At 35.4% G+C, this 16568-nt stretch carries 22 protein-coding genes and 1 pseudogene; 17 read left to right on the top strand and 6 right to left on the bottom strand.

The window, feature by feature from the left end; genetic code table 11:
* Window positions 1–25: 25 nt before the first annotated feature.
* Entirely contained in the window at window positions 26–655 is a 630-nt protein-coding gene (gene cutC / locus IGJ04_RS05850) for a copper homeostasis protein CutC (RefSeq protein WP_002359565.1), read from the bottom strand.
* A 129-nt stretch (window positions 656–784) separates the two neighbouring features.
* Here cutC and IGJ04_RS05845 point away from each other — a divergent pair, with 129 nt between their 5' ends.
* The 4 genes from IGJ04_RS05845 to recD2 all read left to right on the top strand — a co-directional run bounded on the left by IGJ04_RS05845 (window position 785) and on the right by recD2 (window position 5948).
* The gene (locus IGJ04_RS05845; RefSeq protein ID WP_010707217.1) at window positions 785–1630 is read left to right on the top strand and encodes a methyltransferase domain-containing protein; all 846 of its coding nucleotides are present in this window, start codon (window positions 785–787) and stop codon (window positions 1628–1630) included.
* A 313-nt stretch (window positions 1631–1943) separates the two neighbouring features.
* Window positions 1944–2450 (top strand): tRNA (uridine(34)/cytosine(34)/5-carboxymethylaminomethyluridine(34)-2'-O)-methyltransferase TrmL, encoded by a 507-nt coding sequence (gene trmL, locus IGJ04_RS05840; RefSeq protein ID WP_002356493.1) that lies wholly within the window; start codon window positions 1944–1946, stop codon window positions 2448–2450.
* Window positions 2451–2667: 217 nt separating this feature from the next.
* Complete coding sequence (locus tag IGJ04_RS05835; protein WP_438840040.1) at window positions 2668–3312, top strand: histidine phosphatase family protein; 645 nt, start codon at window positions 2668–2670, stop codon at window positions 3310–3312.
* Between the two features lie 26 nt (window positions 3313–3338).
* A complete protein-coding gene (recD2, locus tag IGJ04_RS05830) occupies window positions 3339–5948 on the top strand; it encodes an SF1B family DNA helicase RecD2 (RefSeq protein ID WP_016617097.1) in 2610 nt (869 codons plus the stop codon).
* A gap of 66 nt (window positions 5949–6014) precedes the next feature.
* Here recD2 and IGJ04_RS05825 read toward each other — a convergent pair whose 3' ends face one another.
* The 4 genes from IGJ04_RS05825 to IGJ04_RS05810 all read right to left on the bottom strand — a co-directional run bounded on the left by IGJ04_RS05825 (window position 6015) and on the right by IGJ04_RS05810 (window position 10170).
* Entirely contained in the window at window positions 6015–6974 is a 960-nt protein-coding gene (locus IGJ04_RS05825; protein WP_002356498.1) for a diacylglycerol/lipid kinase family protein, read from the bottom strand.
* A gap of 310 nt (window positions 6975–7284) precedes the next feature.
* Window positions 7285–8415, bottom strand: coding sequence for a tyrosine-type recombinase/integrase (locus IGJ04_RS05820; RefSeq protein WP_438840039.1), 1131 nt, complete (start codon window positions 8413–8415; stop codon window positions 7285–7287).
* A 74-nt stretch (window positions 8416–8489) separates the two neighbouring features.
* Window positions 8490–9341: an Ltp family lipoprotein gene (locus IGJ04_RS05815; protein WP_438840038.1), complete on the bottom strand. Its 852-nt coding sequence runs from the start codon at window positions 9339–9341 to the stop codon at window positions 8490–8492.
* A 76-nt stretch (window positions 9342–9417) separates the two neighbouring features.
* The gene (locus IGJ04_RS05810; RefSeq protein ID WP_438840037.1) at window positions 9418–10170 is read right to left on the bottom strand and encodes a helix-turn-helix domain-containing protein; all 753 of its coding nucleotides are present in this window, start codon (window positions 10168–10170) and stop codon (window positions 9418–9420) included.
* A gap of 158 nt (window positions 10171–10328) precedes the next feature.
* Between IGJ04_RS05810 and IGJ04_RS05805 the strand changes: the two genes are divergently transcribed.
* A complete protein-coding gene (locus tag IGJ04_RS05805; protein ID WP_373579967.1) occupies window positions 10329–10544 on the top strand; it encodes a helix-turn-helix transcriptional regulator in 216 nt (71 codons plus the stop codon).
* A gap of 47 nt (window positions 10545–10591) precedes the next feature.
* On the top strand, window positions 10592–10762 hold the full coding sequence (locus IGJ04_RS05800) for a hypothetical protein (protein ID WP_263306149.1): 171 nt from the start codon (window positions 10592–10594) through the stop codon (window positions 10760–10762).
* Here the strand turns inward: IGJ04_RS05800 and IGJ04_RS05795 are convergent.
* Window positions 10752–10958 carry a hypothetical protein gene (locus tag IGJ04_RS05795; protein ID WP_263306150.1) on the bottom strand — a complete coding sequence of 69 codons (207 nt, stop codon included), beginning with the start codon at window positions 10956–10958 and terminating at the stop codon, window positions 10752–10754. The genes IGJ04_RS05800 and IGJ04_RS05795 overlap by 11 nt on opposite strands.
* Window positions 10959–11062: 104 nt before the next feature.
* On the opposite strand from IGJ04_RS05795, the gene IGJ04_RS05790 reads away from it, so the two are divergent.
* From IGJ04_RS05790 to IGJ04_RS05740, 11 genes and pseudogenes are all read left to right on the top strand, one after another.
* Entirely contained in the window at window positions 11063–11191 is a 129-nt protein-coding gene (locus tag IGJ04_RS05790) for a hypothetical protein (RefSeq protein ID WP_438840036.1), read from the top strand.
* Window positions 11192–11249: 58 nt separating this feature from the next.
* Window positions 11250–11567 (top strand): DUF771 domain-containing protein, encoded by a 318-nt coding sequence (locus IGJ04_RS05785; RefSeq protein ID WP_438839853.1) that lies wholly within the window; start codon window positions 11250–11252, stop codon window positions 11565–11567.
* Between the two features lie 21 nt (window positions 11568–11588).
* A pseudogene (locus IGJ04_RS05780) lies at window positions 11589–12300 on the top strand (Rha family transcriptional regulator).
* A gap of 10 nt (window positions 12301–12310) precedes the next feature.
* Window positions 12311–12496, top strand: a complete 186-nt coding sequence (locus IGJ04_RS05775; protein ID WP_099704312.1) for a hypothetical protein — start codon at window positions 12311–12313, stop codon at window positions 12494–12496.
* 10 nt (window positions 12497–12506) lie between these two features.
* The gene (locus IGJ04_RS05770) at window positions 12507–12641 is read left to right on the top strand and encodes a hypothetical protein (protein ID WP_023895510.1); all 135 of its coding nucleotides are present in this window, start codon (window positions 12507–12509) and stop codon (window positions 12639–12641) included.
* 304 nt (window positions 12642–12945) lie between these two features.
* Entirely contained in the window at window positions 12946–13140 is a 195-nt protein-coding gene (locus IGJ04_RS05765; protein WP_438840035.1) for a hypothetical protein, read from the top strand.
* Window positions 13131–13304 (top strand): hypothetical protein, encoded by a 174-nt coding sequence (locus tag IGJ04_RS05760; RefSeq protein WP_010711582.1) that lies wholly within the window; start codon window positions 13131–13133, stop codon window positions 13302–13304. The genes IGJ04_RS05765 and IGJ04_RS05760 overlap by 10 nt, the downstream gene beginning before the upstream one ends.
* A 57-nt stretch (window positions 13305–13361) precedes the next feature.
* The gene (locus IGJ04_RS05755; RefSeq protein ID WP_192190531.1) at window positions 13362–13589 is read left to right on the top strand and encodes a hypothetical protein; all 228 of its coding nucleotides are present in this window, start codon (window positions 13362–13364) and stop codon (window positions 13587–13589) included.
* A gap of 97 nt (window positions 13590–13686) precedes the next feature.
* A complete protein-coding gene (locus IGJ04_RS05750) occupies window positions 13687–14628 on the top strand; it encodes a YqaJ viral recombinase family protein (protein WP_438840034.1) in 942 nt (313 codons plus the stop codon).
* A gap of 98 nt (window positions 14629–14726) precedes the next feature.
* Window positions 14727–15620 (top strand): recombinase RecT, encoded by an 894-nt coding sequence (locus IGJ04_RS05745; protein ID WP_438840033.1) that lies wholly within the window; start codon window positions 14727–14729, stop codon window positions 15618–15620.
* Between the two features lie 38 nt (window positions 15621–15658).
* Window positions 15659–16567, top strand: coding sequence for a DnaD domain protein (locus tag IGJ04_RS05740; RefSeq protein ID WP_438839847.1), 909 nt, complete (start codon window positions 15659–15661; stop codon window positions 16565–16567).
* Window position 16568 lies beyond the last annotated feature (1 nt).

Genomic DNA, 16568 nt, shown 5'->3' with positions numbered 1-16568 from the left:
ACCTCACTTTTTTAGATACAAGAAATTAAACAATTTTTGTGCCATGGACTTCTGTGACTTTTAAAGTGTCCATCACAGTTTGAACGTTTTCTGTGGAAATACCGCCACCTGGTAAAATAAGAATCCGTTGATCTGCGTAGGCAATTAATTCTTTTAAATGATCAAAGTTGTCTTCGATAGGGGTACCAGCTGGCCCGCCATGAGTTAAAATACGCGTCACACCACGCTCAGCTAACCAGTCGATCGCCTTAAATTGGTTTTCTTTCGACAAGGCATCAAAAGCCATATGAAAAGTGATTTGCAAGCCTTCAGCTGTTTCAATGAATAAGTCCAAAGCTTCTTCATCTAACCAACCATCCTCAGTTAAACAGCCAATAACAATGCCGTCGGTTCCTAATTTCTTTGCTTCGATTAAATCGGTATGCATAATTTTTAATTCAATATCATTATAGACAAAATTGCCGCCACGAGGACGAATGATTGTCATCACTGGTACAGAATGTTCGCCAGCGTATGCTAAGACTTCTTCAATAACACCAGTACTTGGCGTCGTTCCACCCACGGCTAAGTTATCGCATAATTCGATGCGATTCGCACCTTTTTGAATGGCTTGGGGAATCTTAGTGAAATTTTCGGCACAGAATTCTTTAATCATTTCTTATCGCTCCTTGCTTTTTCTTCACAGGCATTGTACCATAATTCTGCTTACTACCATAGCCCTGAAAAAAAGAGTGCAACTTTTTATAAGAGAAAATGTTCATTTGATGAACGTAAGGAGTTTTAAATGTTAAAGAAAATTGAACGAGCACAACAATTATTGAAAAAAGAAGCAGCTGTATTTCGCTGTCCAACTTGTCATCAACCAATGCATGTAGAAGGGGTTGGTCTGATTTGTCAACAGAGGCATCAATTTGATTTATCCAAGAAAGGCACGTTATACTTTCTAAATCATGGCGTTCAGACAGAATATAATAAAAAAATGTTTACTTCTCGAGGAAAAATGATTCAAAGTGGCATGTACGCGCCTGTTTTAAACAAAATTATGCACTATCTTCCTCAAAATAAAACAGTAGTCGATGTTGGTTGTGGTGAAGGGAGTTTTCTAGCTGAGTTAAGTCAAGCAGGCTTATCTGGACTGAAAATCGGGTTTGATTTATCAAAGGAAGGAATCTATTTAGCAAGTAATCAGCCAATTGATGCGTTTTGGTGTGTGGCGGATTTAACGAATTTGCCATTTGCGGATCAAGGGCTTGATACGATTTTGAATATTTTTTCTCCTTCACATTATCAAGAATTTCGGCGAGTACTAAAAGCTGACGGGACTGTGATTAAAATTATTCCTGAAGAGAATTATTTAAAGGAATTACGAGCGGCTTTTTATCCCAATGACGAAAAGAAACAAAGTTATTCCAATCAAAAAGTAGTCCAACGTTTTGCCGAGGAATTAGCTGTGGAAGTAGATGAACGAATAACTTATTGCTTTGACATTCCCGAGGAAAGACGGTTGGATTTATTAGAAATGTCGCCATTAGAGTGGCAAGTTTCTCAAAAAGTTAAAGCCGAGCTACAACAGCGACCATTGGAAAAAATCACGATTGACGTCCGCTTGTTAGTAGGTCGTAAAAGATAGACTTTTTTGTGAAGAAAATCCTAAAAAAGTCTTGCAATAAAGTGACATTGGTGTTATATTACTTACAAGTTGTTTTTTCATTGGTTTTTATCAGGGTCCTGTTCTGATAAAAGTTAGTGAAGAGACCTTCACTAACGTAACGACTCGCCGTGCTAGACACCGAGACGGTACGTTTTTTTTATTGGTTAGAACAGCTGCCGCCTGACATCATCGCGTCATGCGGTTTTTTTTTTGAAAATAAGTATTGTGGGCGCTATTTATTTTGAATTTATGCTAAAATGAACACGATTGATATTTGAGGAGCTGAAGATAGTTGACGAACCATATTGTTTTATTTGAACCACAAATTCCAGCAAATACTGGAAATATTGCACGGACATGTGCAGCGACGAATACACCGTTGCATTTAATTGAACCTTTAGGATTTTCAACAGATGATAAACACTTAAAACGTGCCGGATTAGATTATTGGAATGATGTAAATATTACGTATCATAAAGATTTGGCTGCCTTTTTAGCCCATGTGGCAGGCAAACACTTGCATTTAGTAACCAAATTTGCTCACCAAACATACAGCGAGGTCAATTATAATGATGGCGAGGACCATTATTTCCTTTTTGGAAAAGAAACAACAGGCTTACCAGAAACGTTTATGCGAGAAAACGAAGAAAAGTGTATCCGAATTCCTATGAATGATGAACATGTGCGCTCATTGAATCTTTCTAACACTGCCGCACTAATTGTTTATGAAGCCTTACGTCAGCAAAATTTTCCGAACTTAGAACTGACGCATCATTATGAAAATGATAAATTGGATTAAAAAAAGTTAAGACAGTAGCGCTTTTTTTCAAAAATGTCAGAAGAAAGTGGTTTTATTTTTACTGTTGCCCAATTTCCGAGCCTAGAACAAAAAACAATTTAGATTTTTGTTCTAGGCTTATTTTGCTTGGATTACTAGAAACTTCCATGGATATTTTCGCAGGGAAGTGATAAACTAGAAAGACATATGAAGAGATAAAGAAGTTTGGAGAAGTTACATGAAATTATATTTTACACGACATGGAAAAACTGAATGGAATCAACAGAAACGATTTCAAGGAATGACAGGAGATTCGCCGTTATTACCAACTAGTTATGACGAAATTAAACAATTAGGCCAATATTTACAAGATATTCCGTTTGAAAAAATTTATTCTAGTCCGCTATTACGTGCCAAAAATACTGCGCGGGGAATTCAACAAGAATTGACTCATCCAGTTGAAATTGTTTATACAGATACCTTAAAAGAATTAGGTTTAGGTCGTCTAGAAGGACAATATATTGAAGAAATGCGTAATTTTTATGGAGAAGAATTAGATCATTTACGGCATCGTTTAGATTTGTATGATCCAACAATTTTTGATGGTGAACCAATCGAGCAAGCGATTCAACGGATTTCAGAAACAGTTGCTGAAGCGGCGAAGCAGCACGAAGGTCCAGTTCTATTTGTCGGACACGGAGCAGCGCTGACGGCGGCAATCCAAGCGATGGCTGGTAAACCATTATCAGAATTACGGACAATGGGCGGGCTGTTAAACAATAGCCTTTCAATTCTTGAAACCAAAGAGGCATCAAGGAACATGCCGTACGACTTAACGTTATGGAATGATACGTCTTTTTTAGCTAAAGAAAAAGTACAATAAGCGCACAACAGAAAGGAGGGCTTGTAGTGGTAACACTTTTTGGTGAGGACGAAGAAAAAGCCTTTATTGTTGGGACTGTACAAGCAATCTTTTTTGAAAATCCCAGTAATTTTTATAAAGTCGTTCTTGTAAATGTGACCGATACAAATACAGATTATTTAGAAAAAGAAATTGTAGTAACTGGAAGTTTTGGCCAAGTTCAAGAAGAGGAACCCTACCGTTTCTTTGGTCATTTTGTGGACCATCCTCGTTATGGCAGACAGTTTCAGGTGGATAGTTATCAGCAAGAAAGACCGACTTCGGCTAGTGGGGTGGTTAACTATTTATCAAGTGACAAATTTCCTGGCATTGGTAAACGAACTGCTGAAAAAATTGTTGAAGTATTAGGGGAAAGTGCGATTGACCGAATTATTGATGACCCGAGTGTTTTGGAAGAAGTTACTGTTTTAAATGAAAAAAAACGTCAAGTAATCGTCGAAACAATTCGCTTGAATCACGGGATGGAGCAAGTGATTGTGGGACTAAATCGATACGGCTTCGGTAGTCAGTTAGCTTTTTCAATTTATCAAACCTATCAAGAAGAAACCCTTTCTGTGATTCAAGAAAATCCTTATCAGTTAGTTGAAGATATTGAGGGAGTCGGATTTAAACGAGCGGACAATATTGCTGAACAAATCGGCATTCAGGCGGATTCTGCTGTTCGAATTCGGGCAGCGATTTTACATGAAGTGTTTGAACACTCCATTCGCTCAGGCAATACGTATGTTCAAGCAGATGTTTTGTTAGAAGAAGCGATTCGGACCTTGGAAGCAAGTCGCCCAGTGGAAATCTCACCTGATCAAGTGGCCAATGAAATCATTACGTTAGTCGAACATGGAAAAATCCAACAAGAAGAGACTAAACTTTTTGAGAACAGTCTCTATTTTTCTGAATGGGGCATTGGTACTTCGATTCAGCGTTTACTTTCTCGTAAAAAAGAAATTCATTACGAGGAAGAAGAAGTCCAAAAAAATATCCGAATGATTGAGAAACGTTTAAATATTCAGTATGGCGACTCGCAACAAGCAGCGATTGAAGAAGCGATTAAATCGCCGTTATTTATTTTAACTGGAGGGCCTGGAACAGGGAAAACAACTGTTATCAATGGGATTGTCTCGTTGTTTGCGGAACTAAATGGTCTTTCATTAGATCTCAAAGACTATACGCAGGAGATGTTTCCAATCTTGCTAGCGGCGCCAACTGGGCGAGCAGCGAAACGTATGAACGAAACGACAGGTTTACCTGCAAGTACCATCCATCGTTTGTTAGGCTTGACAGGTCGTGAAAAAAATCCGAGTTTAACCGCCAAAGAATTAGAAGGTGGTTTGCTAATTGTAGATGAAATGTCAATGGTGGATACTTGGTTAGCCAATACGTTATTAAAAGCTATTCCGACAAACATGCAAGTGATTTTTGTTGGTGATAAGGATCAGCTACCGTCTGTCGGTCCAGGTCAAGTCTTACATGACTTATTGCAAATTAACGAAATTCCCAAATGTGAGTTAAACGAAATTTATCGTCAAGGAGACGGTTCAAGTATTATTCCTCTTGCCCATGAAATTAAAGAAGGAAAGTTGCCTGCTGATTTTCAAAAAAATCAAAAGGATCGCTCGTTCTTTGCAAGTGATATTGGTCATATCGAAGAATACATTCGACAAATCGTCACAAAGGCAAAAGCAAAAGGGTTTACGCCACAAGATATCCAAGTTTTAGCGCCAATGTATCGTGGCGCAGCCGGCATTGATGCCTTGAATAAGATGATGCAAGAAATCTTCAATCCAAATGATGGTAAGAAAAAAGAAGTCAAATGGAATGACACCGTCTATCGGATTGGGGACAAAGTTTTGCAACTAGTCAATACGCCAGAATTAAATGTGTTCAATGGAGATATGGGAGAAATCGTCGGAATTACTTTAGCCAAAGACTCAGAGGACAAAGTGGACGAGTTGGTTTTACAGTTTGATAATAATGAAGTAACGTATAAAAGAAATGAATGGAATAAAATTACGCTATCGTATTGTTGTTCGATTCATAAAGCGCAAGGTAGTGAATTCCGCATGGTGTTACTGCCAATGGTTCATCAGTATAGCCGAATGCTGCAACGAAATTTGCTGTATACAGCAGTGACACGTAGTAAAGAATTATTAATTCTACTAGGTGAGGTTTCTGCTTTTGAAACATGTGTCAAAAACGAATCGGCTAGTCGCATGACGATGCTAAAAGAACGAATCGTGAACGCAGAACAAATGACCTTAACGACTAGAACTCAGTTAGAAGCCTATGAAGAAGGTTTAACGGCAGACCATCCATTTACTGAAAAGGAAACAAAAGCTGTCTCTTATGAAACTGAACAGCAATCAACGAAAGCCGATCAGATAAAAGAAACAGACGAGCAATTAGTTGAAACAACGGTACAAGAAGTTTCACTATTTGCTGATGAAGGGGAAGAGTCAACCCCAGAAACAGTAAATAAAGCGACAAAAGTTGTCGAAGAATCATTACCAAAAGAACCACGACTAACAGTCGAAATTATTCAAACAAATGCTGTTGATCCAATGATTGGAATGAAGGATACGACGCCTTATCAATTTATGTGAGAAAAGGAAAGAGTGCCATAAGTCGTTTTGACTTATGGCACTCTTTTTCAACCTTAAGGGACTCAGTTAAAACCAAAACAAACGTTTTTGTGTGGTATAAACCATATCAATACTTCGTTTGCCTAAAATCTCGCCATCTGCGTGAATGGTTTGTGGAATCGTCGAAACAATTCGAATTTTGCTTGATTGAAAATGATGAAAATGCTTAGATTTCCCTTGTTTTTGGCGAAGCAATAGGAAAATAAGCCACAAAATTTTAAAAATATTGATTCGTTCCACGACAACTAAGTCCACGACTGCTTTGCGAGGATTGGCCGTCGGCATAATTGATACGCCCCCGCCAAAATAAGGATGATTTGTGACCGTACATAGGAAAGCACGATTAAATGTGTATTGTTTACCATTCATTTCAACTAAAATTGGAAAGCCTTTTTGTTTAAAAAAGACATGAATGATTGAAGAAATATAGGAAAGCGAGCCAAGCTTAAATTTATTTAAGGCTTTTTTTGATGACGATTCGTTGGTTTTTTCCACGATTGCCGCATCTAACCCTAAGCCAACATTATTGGTGGCTAAGCCGATTTCTTCTTGGTTGGCTTCTACATAATGAATCGTTTGAATTTCTTTTGGTCGTCTGGTGCGCAGGATTTGATGCAATGCTTTATCAATATTCCTTGATAATCCCACCCCTCGTGCAAAATCATTTCCAGAGCCGCATGGAATATAGCTTAAAGGAATAGCTGAATCATATGGAAGTAATGAATTAATGACATTATGTAGTGTGCCATCGCCGCCTAGCACGACTAGGATTGGAAAAGTTGAAACGTCTAAGTCTTCAGACCAAGGAAGTAAAGTTGTTTCTGCAAGTTCCTTCGTCAATTCTTTTTCATGTCCAGCGTAATCAGTGTAAAGAGCCGTATATTTAAGTTCTTGTTGCTTGAGTTGTTGAATCACTTTTCTAGCGACTTTTCGGCCATTGCCGCTACTTGCTTGCTCGTTGATAATAAGATAGTAGTGAATGTTCATTGAGCTCCTCCTTTGAATCGCTATTGTCCATTATACCAGAGGGAGGAACTTCTGCGAATAAAGATTGCTTAAAAAAGTAAAAAATGACTAGAAAAAGGTACGAAACAATGCACGAGAGGTGAAAACTGCAAATAAGTGCAAAGTAAAACAGGGCTTTCATTGACTATTTTGACTTTCCATATTAGAATGTGAACTGTTGCAATTGTAACCAAGGTTCATCAACCGAATAGCGTAAATTGTTGAAAACCTTTATAAATAAGGTTTTGTATCGATGTTTTAAATTACTTGCCACAAATTTGCCACAAAAAAATTATAAAAAATTTTCGTATCTTGAAATGGAATCTGTTTCCATTTTTTTAGATACGTGTAGATAAACATTTGCGGTCATATTGATTGTGTGATGGCCTAAGCGTTCTGAAACAAATTTTATATTAGAACCACTTTCTAAAAGATGCACAGCATGCGAATGTCTTAGCGCGTGCGGGGATAATTTAGGAATATCTGCTAATGTACATATTGTCGTAAAATACGTTCTGTAATTACACTGTTTTAAGAAGTCGCCTTTTGAATCTGTGAATACAAACTCTTTATTCAATATGAAAGTGTTTGATTTTAAAGAGTGTTCAATTTTCTTTATTTTAAAGCTTTTCAAGAGTTCGATACATTTTGTATCAAGCATAATTGTTCGATAGCTTGATATGGTTTTGGGTGTGGTAATAAAATTTTGATTGTTTTCACGGTATAAGGTTTTGTTCACTGTGAGTTTATCTTCTGTGACATCTTCCCATTTTAACGCTAACGCTTCACCTAGCCTTAATCCAGTTCGAGCAAGTAAAAAAGTAAGTACATAATATTGATAGTTAATAAAAGGTTTTGTCCCTTTATAGGATTCAGCAGTGACTAAAAGAGTTTGTAACTCTCTTTTTTCAAAGAACTGAATTGCTGTTTTTCTCTTTTCTGTTTTAGGATATTTGATATTTTTCATAGGGTTAGAATCTATTAATTTAAAGTCGTTAACAGCATCCTCTAAAGCACTATTAAAAGTTGAACAATAGGATTTGGCTGATTCAATTGATAGATGAGTGCACATTTCGTTTACCCAATTTATGCAATCTATACGACGAATTTCGGTTATTTTATAATAAGCAAATTGGGGTAGAATGTGTAAACGAATTGCTCTATTTAATTTTGCCAAGGTTGATTTTTTTACTTGTTTTTCTTTTAGTTTTATCCAACTATTCAAATATTCCTGGACTAAAATATCTTTGTTGTGTTGTACAACTAGTCCTGAATTTAGTTTTCTTTCTAGCTCGTTTGCTGCAGCTTGTGCATCTCTTTTAGTTCTAAATCCGCTTTTTGAAACTTCTCTGAATTTTCCATTTTCTTTGTATCGAATGCGATAGCGCCATTTTCCATTAGGTTGTTGTTTAATACTTGCCATAATTAAATTACCTCACTTTCCGAAAGAACTTATGTTCGTTTTTTGTTTTTTAAGAAAAGCCCGAAGGCTAATCTTTATTCATTTAAATGTTGTATAGCGTAGTCAGCTTCTTCGGGTGTAAATTTTTCCCCGTATTCGGAGGTTAGTTGTTCTCTGATTTCCTCAGGAGACATCGCCATAGATTCTTGATACTCTTTCGCTTTAGCGAGAGCATTAGCGTTAAAATCGGCTATCATGTTGTCTATAGCATATTGTGCAGCTTCAGCAGAAAACTTTTCTCCGTATTCAGAGGTTAATTGGTCATAGATAGCAGCTTTAGACATGTGCATTACACTAGAATATTGATGTGCTTTAGCAAGAGCGTTGGCATCCTCAAAAGATACGTTAGACGAAGGTAATGTAGAAGAGCTTGATGTCGAGTTAGTAGAAGAGCTTTCATTGTACGTATCAGAGGTATGAGTATCGTTGCTTTCAGTTTCATCTTGTGTTTCGCTATCTTCAATTAACTGCGATAGATATTCTTGCTTGTCTGTTGTTTTTCCATCGCGGTATTTATTAGCTATATCTTGCATTAACACTCCATCGTCATATGCTTGATCTTTGTCAGATTTAGCTTTCACTAAACCTTGATATTCTTTTATCATGCCTTTATTTAACTGTTTGATAGAGTCAAAATATTTTTTAAATTCGCTTTCTTTATTAGCATATCTTTTTTGTAATTTTTTCAGTTCGCTCAAAGTATTTTCGTAATTTTTCTTAGTTTTTGAATCGGGCAAATCTTCTTCATAAATAGGAATTAATCCGTCACAATAAGAATCAACCAAAGAAGTATAATAGCTATCTAAATCTGATTTATCTAGTTTTGAGTTACACGCAACTAAAAAAATGCAAGTCAGTAGAAAAATATATATATTTCTCTTTTTCATAAAACTAAAACTCCTTACTTAAAAATATTTATATAAAAACCACCTAGCCAAATTGGTAGGTGGTTCTTTTTTTGAATTACATAACCACTTTTCCAACGATCCTAAATTCATCATTTTCAGTAATGATAATGTCTTTATATTTTTTGTTGAATGATTCCAGTCTAACAAAATTATTTTCAAACCAGATTCGTTTTAAAAACGATTCACCGTTTACGATAACAACGCCAATACTCCCACTATATATTTCTAATTGTCGTTTTATAAAAACATAATCGTCGTCATGGAAAATAGGTTCCATCGAATCGCCATTAACGCTTAAACAAAAATCAGCTTCATCTGGTATCTGTTCGATAGGTAACTTTATTTCTTCGCAAGTTTCATCTGTCAAAAATTCGCCTGTTCCTGCAGATACAGCCCCATACCATTTTGTAGTCCCGTAAATTATGTCTTCTTCTTTTTTCTTTCTAAATTGTTCTAAAGAAGTGATAGAATTATTTTTTTGTTTAGTTTCTTTTTCTTGCTCTTCCAATTGATTCTCTGCAAAATTGTAAACTTTTTGTTGACGAGGTGGTTCTAGTTGATTGTAGATTGTTTCTATAGAAGAAAACTTTGGGTTGTCAGTATAGAAGTCATCGATTCTTATATTATAAAAATCGGCTAGTATTCGCATAGATGATAATTTCGGTTCTTCCTTGCCATTTTCCCATTTAGATAGCTTACCTTTATTGAAATTGACTGTATTAGGATATTTTTTATTTAAAGTATTAGCTAGCTCTTCTAATGTGAGATGTTGGTCAAGTCTTAATTTTTTCATTCTGTTTCCTATCAAATTACATCCCTCCTTCGATATATTTAGTATACACTTTTAGTTGCGAAATCGCAACAATTTATTTTTTTGTAAAAAAGTTGTTGACTTCGAAACAAAATATGCTATTATGTAACTACAAAGTTTCGAAAACGAAACAAAAGAAAGGAGGGAGATTTAAAATGATTACGCCAACTGAGTTCGAGGCTCCATATTATAATTTGAAATCGCTAATTGAGAGAAAAGGGATGACTCAAGTAGAAGTCGCAAAAAATTTGGGGATGGATCGAACAACATTCAATTTGAAAATTAATCGTTCTAATGGACGAGATTTTACTTTCCAAGAAGCGATTAAAATTGCTCAAATTTTAAACGAAAAAATCGAATTATTTTTTTAAATTTTTTGTTTCGAAAACGAAACAAAATTAGATAGGAGGTGTAGAGAGTGGAAAAACAAAAAAACGATTTATTTAATGTCTTGTCAGAATTGAAATTTTATGAGTGGCAAAAAATCAAAGAAATTGTTGATAGAAGTTTTCAAGATAATTTAACTTCTCAAAAAATCGAAAATAAAGAAGTCTTTAAAAAAAGACTTCAAGATTCATTTACTCGGTAACGATTTGAATTTGTGATGGATGGACACGGTAATTCTTATTTTTAAAAGTGATATTTATATACGGGTAATCATTTAAAGTTGATAGCTTCTCTTCTATCCATAAGGAAGCATCTTTATAAGAATTATCAATAATGAGTGTGGGTTCACCATTCAGTAATGTCCAATTCCCAAGTAAATTTGCATACATTAAGCTCATGCTTTCACCACCTTATCAGTTATTTCAGTGGGCTTCTCACTGATAAGGAAATTTTATCAAAAGGAATGAATAAAAATCAACCAGCATAGGAGGTGCAGGTAAAAGTGGAAGAAGCGATTATCAAAGTTGACTTACAAAACCTAATGAAGTTGATCGAACAAGCAAAGGAGCAAGCTGACCAACTTCAAAAAACTTTAGATGAGATAAATAAAACTAAAATCATAATTTCTTAGCTGCCATTCTGACCCAGTAGAGGTGAAAAGCAAGACAACCAGTTTAGGAGGTGTAGCCATGTTTTCGCAACCCGAAGTGCCAGTACAGGTTAACGTACAAGTGGATAATCAATATCTTGATAAACATCTAAAAGAATATGTTGAACAATATTGTGAAACTTTTTTACGGCCTGAATGGTACACAATGTCAGATATGGAAAAAATCACTCGTCATAAACGGGCGTGGATTATGCAAAACATTGTTGATGATCCGTATGTAAAAAAGAATAAGCTAGCTAAAAAAGAAAGTGATAGCGTAAATGCGCAATGGCTGTTTGATGCTGAACGCATTAGACCGTTTTTAAAACGATTATATATCGAATTGCCTGATTATTAAATTTTTTAAGGAGGAAAGAAGATGGAGAATCTAGTAATTATGAAAAACCAACAAGCAGTAACAACTAGTTTACAAGTTGCAGAAACGTTTAATAAAAATCATCGTGATGTTTTAGCAGCGATTGATGATTTAAAAGAGGGGGGTTGCGGAAAATTACGCAGACCTATTTTACGAAGATAGTTATATTCATCAACAAAACAAACAAAAATATAGACAAATCATTATGAACCGTGACGGATTCACGCTACTAGCAATGGGATTCACTGGTCAAAAAGCTCTTAAGTTCAAACTGAAATACATTGAAGCATTCAATCGAATGGAAAAAGAAATTCAACAGCCTAAATTACCAACCTCAAAGCGAGAATTAGCTTTACTAGCTTTATCAGCAAACGAAGAAACAAACGAACGTGTAGATGTAATCGAAAAAGAAGTAGCTGACTTAAAAAACAATCAAAAAATAGATGCGGGTGATTATAGCTATTTATCACGACGAGTTCATCAGAGAGTTGCAGAAGTGGCGAAAGGATTTGGAAAAATCACAAAAGAACAGCGTGGCAAGCTATACAAAGATATTAATTCAGGCATTAAGCAAATTACTGGTGTAGGGTCTCGCTCCCAATTAAGAGAAAAACATTACGAAACCGTAATTGAATATATCAACGATTGGGAACCGTCCACAGCAACAAAAACAGTTGTAAGACAAATGAGTTTAGACTTAAACGACGTAATATAAGGAGAATATTATGGCTTATACGATTGATCAAGAAGCTTGGATACTTAATCAAATCAAAAAAGAACGTAAACAGCTTCAAGATGATAGAGCAGCACTCAGACAATCTGAACAATTAACGGAAAATAAAGCAGCTCAAATCGAAATAGAGCTTGAATTTTTAAGAGGTTTAGAAATTCAAAATAGAATTCATTTATAGGAGGTTAACTATGAAAGAAAATGAATTAGCAGAAATTATATTGGCTTTATGTATAGAGAATAAAATTACAATTTCGATACTTCGTAAGTCTGTAGATAAAGTAATTGAAGAGTTTGATAAACGAGGAATAATTGAAGAAAAATAAAAGCACTTGTTTCCAAGTGCCAATTTATCCATCGGGATTCATACAATAATCACATTCTTCTTCATACAATGGATGCTCTTTGATATCTAAATATAAATAGTCTGATGCAAAAACATGTGAAGGGTCCATTGAGTAAATCATGCAACTAGCGCAATAGTTGTCTAAATCATGGCTTACTCCCGTATTTCTATTAAGAATGTATCTCTTATTATTGAACGGTGCCTGCTGGATACGAATCCTATTTCCCATCTTTATCACCTCACTTTCATAGTAAATTATATCAAAAAATCATAGGAGGTTAACCATGAAAGCGATACGTGAAGCACGATTGATAGGCGCATTTTTAGTGATGATTGTACTAGGTGCGTTCTTGAAAAGTCAATTTTCAGTGGTAGTAGTGACCATATTCATTGTACCAATCTTTATACGTTGGTTTTTTGATTGGGACGAGGCCAAGTATCAATACTCTACAAAAGGAGGCGGTAAAAAATGTATGTAGCTGTAGGTGAAGCTAGTAGAGAAACATACGTGACTGGAGAAACACAAGCGGAAGTCTTTAGAAAATTGCTTGAAGAATATCCATATGTTTCATTTGATGAAGGTGTTTATCCAGAGAGATTAAGTATAGTACAAAAAGAGCCCCAATCGTTTGCAGACGATTAAGGCGCATAACAAAAAATATACAAATAAATAATAGCATAATTTACGGAGGAAAACTAGATGATTGAAGTAAGAGGCTTAGGCAACGACATTTACGAATTAATGCTAGCAAACGCACAGAATAACATTGTCCAATCAATACGAACATCAGCATCTTACGGTAATACAAGTTGTGTGGTAAGCAGTAAAGGAGCTACAAAATCATTTTTAGATCAATTACAAATGCAAGGTGTCGATTATATCGAATTGGAAGATGAAAAAATAAAACTATTTTGGGAGGGATTGTAATGCCTGAATTTGATTCGTTAGGGGCAAAACAAGAGCCGCCCGAAGAAAAAGAAGTGTTAGAGCCAACGTGGGAATACGATGAGGAGGAAGACGAAAGATGATTCAATCTACTTTATCCATGAGCCACCAAGAATGGCTTGAGGATAGGCGTAAAGGAATTGGAGGATCAGACGTTGCAACAATCTTAGGCTTGAATCAATATAAATCAGCTTATCAATTATGGCTAGAGAAAACAGGTCAAGTTGAGCTGAAAGATACAGAAAGCAAGCCAGCCTATTGGGGAAATGTTTTAGAAGAAGTTGTTGCGAAAGAGTTCCAAGAAAGAACAGGAAAAAAAGTTCGTCGTAGAAATCAAGTCTTCGAACATTCGCTCCATCCTTTTTTAAGAGCAAATATTGATAGAGAAGTGGTTAGAGAAAATGCCATTTTAGAATGTAAAACTGCGAATCAATTTTTAGCGAAGGAATGGGCAGGAGACGAAGTGCCATTGAGTTATCTTTGCCAAGTTCAGCATTATATGAATGTTTTGAATAAAGACTATTGTTATATTGCAGTTTTAATTGGTGGTCAGAAATTTATTTGGAAACGAGTAGAACGTGATCAGGAATTAATCGATGTACTGACCGAGCAATTAGTTGATTTTTGGGAAAATAACGTAATCAAAGGCGTTGAACCTATTATTGACGGAAGTAAGGCAACAGCTGACTTTTTAAAGGATAAGTATAGCGACATAGAAGAAACACAAACTACTTTACCTGCTTCGTTTGACGAATTGATAGATCAAAAAAATGAAATGAAGAAAACCAAAAAAGAGTTGGATGCAGCTATTAGAAAAATTGAAAATGAAATAAAAAGCGAATTGGGAAAAAGAAATGCAAGCATTGGTATTACCAAAAAACATATTGTTGAGTGGAAGGAAATACCTACTAAAAGATTGAACAGTAAAAAGTTTGCTGAAAAATATCCTCAAATTGCAGAAGATGAAGAAATATATATGGTTACTACGCCACGAAGATTAATAGAAAAGGAGATTAAGTAGATGTGTAAAGTATGCCCAAAATGTAAAAGTAAAGTGAGAGATAAAAATTGGAAGTATTGTTCCATTTGTGGTTTGAAATTGAAGGAGGAAAAATAATAATGGCAACAAACGAAACCTTAAAAAATCAATTATCACAACAAAATCAAAAACAAGTTCCTGCGAATCAATTAGGTTTAAAAGGATTAATGAATACTCCTACTATGAAACGGAAATTTGAGGAAGTTCTTCATGAAAATGCGAATGCTTTTATGTCAAATGTCATGACCTTAGTTTCTAATGATAGCTACTTGGCAGAAAGCGAGCCAATGTCTATTTTAAGCGGGGCTTTAACAGCTGCTACATTAAATTTAGGATTAGATAAAAATCTAGGTTATGCCTATCTCGTACCATTTAATACTAAAAATAAGCAGACTGGCAAATGGGAGAGGAAAGCCCAATTTATTTTAGGATATAAAGGTTATATTCAATTGGCTCAACGGTCAGGTAAATATAAAGCATTAAATGTTATTGAAGTCTACGAAGGAGAGTTACTGAGTTGGAACAGGTTAACGGAAGAATTTGAATTTGATCCAAACGGTAGACAATCAGACGATGTAATCGGATATGTTGGATATTTTGAACTATTAAATGGATTCAAGAAAACTGTTTATTGGACCAAACAAGAAATTGAAGCTCATCGAATCGCAAATAACAAAGACAAAGAAAAAACAAAATTGAGCGGTGTCTGGGCTACAGATTATAATGCGATGGCTCGTAAAACAGTATTAAGAAATATGTTATCAAAATGGGGAATTTTATCTATCGAAATGCAAGAAGCGACAACTTCAGATGAAAAAGTTCAACAAATGCAAGAAGATGGAAATATTATTTCCGAAACGGAAGTAGAAGAAAATACTACGATGAAAACAGCAGAAGTAATTAATGAAGCTAATTCAGATTCATTGAATCAAACAGATTTATTTGATACTAAAAATCCACCATTAGACAAATAGAGAGGGGATTTTCCCCTCATATCTAGGGAGGTGCGATGATGGACTATATTAAGCAGATTTTAGCGTTTGACGATTATTTAATGTACAATCAGGGACTTTCATCTGGGCAAATTGCTTTATGGCGCGCATTGATGAGCATAAACAATAAAACAAGATGGAGTGAGTGGTTTACGGCAAGTAATCAAACGCTTGAAACTCTAGCTGGTCTTTCACGCCAAGGAATAAATAAAAATCGAAATGTATTAAAACAACTAGGATTAATTGATTTTCAAACCAATGGAAGAAAAGCAACTTCTTACCATATATGTAAACTTTATACATCAGATAGTGTACAAGGAAGTTTACAAGAAGATGTACGTAAACTTTCTACGTCAAATAGTTTACAAGAGAGTGTACAAGACAGTTTACAAAGTAGTAGCGAAACAGTAGCGGAAAAGTGTACAACACAGTTGCGCAACAGTGGCACATTATATAAACATAAACAAAACATAAATATAAACGAAAACACAAACATAAATGAGCATGAAGAAGATGTCGGTGTGTATGAGTTTATTCAAAGCCATTGGGAACAACAGCCTAATAACTTGTTGAAAGGTGCTTTAGGTCCATGGATTAGAGAATGGGGTCCAGAGCTAGTTTTGTATGCTGTTAAACAGGCTTATGAGTACAGCGTAGATATGAGATGGCTAAAATCATACGTGGATAAAATTTTTGCGAATTGGAAAGATAAAAGCATAACCACGCTTGAAGAAGCAATAGAAGCGCAGAAAGCATTTAATGCAACAAGAAAAAAAAATACAGGGATTAGTAGCTATCAAAATAAAGCTGTTCGGCAAGAAAAGGTGCCTGAATGGATGAATCAAGCAAACGGTGAAGAAGAAAAGCTATCACCAGAAGAGCAAGCAGCTCTAAAAAGACAAATACAAGAATTGTCGGGAGGAGAGTAAA

Origin of the sequence: Enterococcus sp. AZ050 (assembly GCF_051715085.1) — a bacterium.
GTDB classification, from domain to species: Bacteria; Bacillota; Bacilli; order Lactobacillales; family Enterococcaceae; genus Enterococcus; species Enterococcus faecalis.
The sequence above is the reverse complement of the archived record's forward strand: the minus strand, read 5'-3'. Positions and strand labels throughout refer to the sequence as shown.

Bases quoted from the DNA above. Each gene is read 5' to 3' on its own strand.
- cutC (WP_002359565.1), bottom strand. From the start codon at position 655: ATGATTAAAGAATTCTGTGCCGAAAATTTCACTAAGATTCCCCAAGCC.
- IGJ04_RS05845 (WP_010707217.1), top strand. From the start codon at position 785: ATGTTAAAGAAAATTGAACGAGCACAACAATTATTGAAAAAAGAAGCA.
- IGJ04_RS05835 (WP_438840040.1), top strand. From the start codon at position 2,668: ATGAAATTATATTTTACACGACATGGAAAAACTGAATGGAATCAACAG.
- IGJ04_RS05825 (WP_002356498.1), bottom strand. From the start codon at position 6,974: ATGAACATTCACTACTATCTTATTATCAACGAGCAAGCAAGTAGCGGC.
- IGJ04_RS05820 (WP_438840039.1), bottom strand. From the start codon at position 8,415: ATGGCAAGTATTAAACAACAACCTAATGGAAAATGGCGCTATCGCATT.
- IGJ04_RS05815 (WP_438840038.1), bottom strand. From the start codon at position 9,341: ATGAAAAAGAGAAATATATATATTTTTCTACTGACTTGCATTTTTTTA.
- IGJ04_RS05805 (WP_373579967.1), top strand. From the start codon at position 10,329: ATGATTACGCCAACTGAGTTCGAGGCTCCATATTATAATTTGAAATCG.
- IGJ04_RS05795 (WP_263306150.1), bottom strand. From the start codon at position 10,958: ATGAGCTTAATGTATGCAAATTTACTTGGGAATTGGACATTACTGAAT.
- IGJ04_RS05785 (WP_438839853.1), top strand. From the start codon at position 11,250: ATGTTTTCGCAACCCGAAGTGCCAGTACAGGTTAACGTACAAGTGGAT.
- IGJ04_RS05775 (WP_099704312.1), top strand. From the start codon at position 12,311: ATGGCTTATACGATTGATCAAGAAGCTTGGATACTTAATCAAATCAAA.
- IGJ04_RS05770 (WP_023895510.1), top strand. From the start codon at position 12,507: ATGAAAGAAAATGAATTAGCAGAAATTATATTGGCTTTATGTATAGAG.
- IGJ04_RS05765 (WP_438840035.1), top strand. From the start codon at position 12,946: ATGAAAGCGATACGTGAAGCACGATTGATAGGCGCATTTTTAGTGATG.
- IGJ04_RS05760 (WP_010711582.1), top strand. From the start codon at position 13,131: ATGTATGTAGCTGTAGGTGAAGCTAGTAGAGAAACATACGTGACTGGA.
- IGJ04_RS05755 (WP_192190531.1), top strand. From the start codon at position 13,362: ATGATTGAAGTAAGAGGCTTAGGCAACGACATTTACGAATTAATGCTA.
- IGJ04_RS05750 (WP_438840034.1), top strand. From the start codon at position 13,687: ATGATTCAATCTACTTTATCCATGAGCCACCAAGAATGGCTTGAGGAT.
- IGJ04_RS05745 (WP_438840033.1), top strand. From the start codon at position 14,727: ATGGCAACAAACGAAACCTTAAAAAATCAATTATCACAACAAAATCAA.
- IGJ04_RS05740 (WP_438839847.1), top strand. From the start codon at position 15,659: ATGGACTATATTAAGCAGATTTTAGCGTTTGACGATTATTTAATGTAC.